This window comes from Escherichia sp. E10V5, from assembly GCF_004212315.1.
Lineage (GTDB): Bacteria > Pseudomonadota > Gammaproteobacteria > Enterobacterales > Enterobacteriaceae > Escherichia.
Genome location: NZ_RHJM01000041.1, coordinates 1 through 2,431 on the forward strand (window position 1 = coordinate 1; position 2,431 = coordinate 2,431).

At 41.7% G+C, this 2,431-nt stretch carries 2 protein-coding genes; both read right to left on the bottom strand.

The features are described 5' to 3' along the window. Positions 1 to 1,400 (bottom strand): autotransporter outer membrane beta-barrel domain-containing protein (locus D9738_RS22800; RefSeq protein WP_240780612.1); only part of this gene is annotated, 1,400 nt, incomplete at its 3' end. 815 nt (positions 1,401 to 2,215) lie between these two features. After that, a partial coding sequence (locus tag D9738_RS22805; protein ID WP_130261267.1) for an autotransporter outer membrane beta-barrel domain-containing protein occupies positions 2,216 to 2,431 on the bottom strand: 216 nt, incomplete at its 5' end.

Here is a 2,431-nt window from a genome sequence, read left to right on the forward strand (position 1 = left end):
TCAACCTCGACAATTTTTATCCCTTCCAGGGTTTCTGCGCCCAGGCCGCCCGCATTGTTGACCATAATGCGGGTGCTACCGGAAGTATCACCTTTTATGATGAGTTTATCCGTTACGGAATTATCATCGCCTAATACAGTATGCATGACTAACAGGCCATCATCGGCGGTGTAGTTGCCGTTAATGGTCAGTGTGGTCGGCGTGAACTCGTGACCCTGTTCATACGAAGACAACGTTGTTGTTCCAGCCAGCGTCAGCGTTTTTAACGCTTGCGAATAACCGTTTAAATCGAGATGCCCATCGCTGTCGACAATATAATCGGAGTTGGGGCTGAAGGTATTTTCTTTACCTGCGCGTAGACTGCCTTTGGTTATATTGGTATCACCAGCATAGCTATTGGAACCAGATAATGTTGTTGTTCCTGAGCCAACTTGATTAATCTGGCCGTTCCCCTGAATATCCGAGGCCAGCAGAAAATCGGTACTGGAGTGATTAAAGTTTACTATCGAAGAGGAAGAAGCATCTGCAGCCCCCAAATGAATAAATGGCGTATTAATCGAACCAGCAGGCTGTTCAGCCTCACCTTGCGCACCACCAATATTTAAAACGCCTGTGGCGCCAGGTGCGAGAGTAACCCAAATAAACGAATTGGCATTGATTGTTGCACCATTATTAACGGTAAGGATACCGGTAGTATTAAAAGCAACATCTGGGCTGAATCCACCAAGATAAACATATTCAGCATTCAATGTTGAATTTTTACCATCAACCAGAACCTCGCCATAACTATTACGATTTTTTGATGCACTATTGCCTGGATAAGCATATCCAATAGCTACCTGAGCTGAGGTAGTGAGTGTACCGCCATTCGTAATACGTAAATTGCCGATTCCCTGATCGCCAACAATAGCAATGTTAGAGGAAACCGATGAGTCTTCCCCATCAATAACCATCAACCCTTTGGCATCACCATAATACTCACCAATCCTTAGTTCCTGCAGGCCACTTATCTTACTGCCTTCTAACACGTATACTGTGCCGGAACCTTCATTTGTGCCCAAATACAATTTTGATGTAGGAGTATCAAACTGCCAGTTGGTATGGTTGGATAAAGTGAGGGAACCTTCAGAGTTATTACCTACGGTAGCATTAGCAGTAATAAGTGAAAGATTATCAATGAGTAATGAGCCATTAGAGTTTTGACCTACATTCAAAGAAGTAAAATGATTCCATCCGGGATCGTAACCTTCAGCGGCAATAACTTTTGCCTCTTCGCCATTATTAATGGTAACAACGCTATTTGCATCTGTGGGTGGGGTTACAGCCAGGGATACGGGTGTAAATAATACCGTTGAAATGGCTATCGCCCGTGTCGATAAGCTTTTTTTTGCTGATTTCATATCACTCACTTTCATCCTTAAATTTAAATGGCGAGATGTTTCTTATTGCACTATTTTTCTTCCTGAAGCCTTGTAAGGCGTAAACATGCAAGTTGCTAAATAAGAATATCTGTAATATTAGATGCAATAAATTTATTAAAGTGTTAGTTGTTCATTGTATTGATTGGTTTTAGTGGTTTGTACGTGGAGTTAATGTGGTTTTTTTATGTCGTTTAGAAAAAACACATCTAATAATCCTAAACTTTATGTAAGTGAAATAAAGAAAAGGTATGGAAATTACATGAATAGATGGTTGGTGGCTTTTTTGTTCAGAAAAGTAATGTGGTTTGTGTGAATTTTATATTGGATTTTAGCGGAAGCAGGAATTTGAGATTTTTATGAAAATTAATTTAAGGAGCACCAGCGATAATTGTCATGAGCGTTATTAAACAACAGGAGAGATGTGGCTATTGTTGAGAAAAATACAAATATAATCCCTTTTTCTGTGGGTTTTTCCTGAACGCTGAACCACTTATTAATCAACCCTGATGATGACTGTTATCTTCAGGGTATTGCCCTAATCACACATCATGGCAGGATACGACGGTACCGTAAGAGAGGTCGGATATATGAATGCAACTAACTTCCTTTACACAGATGAAAAATAACTTGCACAACGCAGGTGTTCATACACGGTGTGTAAAGGAACTATAGTGATTTCACCCATAAATAAGCTGAATTAACTTCATCATATTTATAGCTGAATGCGAGCGCGATCATAAAGACCAGGGTTCGAAAAAGAGTGCCACCTGTACGTGACAGGTGGCAAAGTGGCATTAAAAGAGATATTTCACGCCCAGCATTCCCTGGGTATCACTGTAACCATTGTCGCCCAACTGCTGGGCGACGTTGCCCCACAGTTGCAGACGCGGAGTAATCTGACCTTCCACCCCGACTTTTAACTCGCCTGCGTTACGCGCGCCGATGATCTCATCGCCGATGCCATCCATCTTCACGCTGTAATTGCGGGAATTATAAATCCAGTTGGCTTC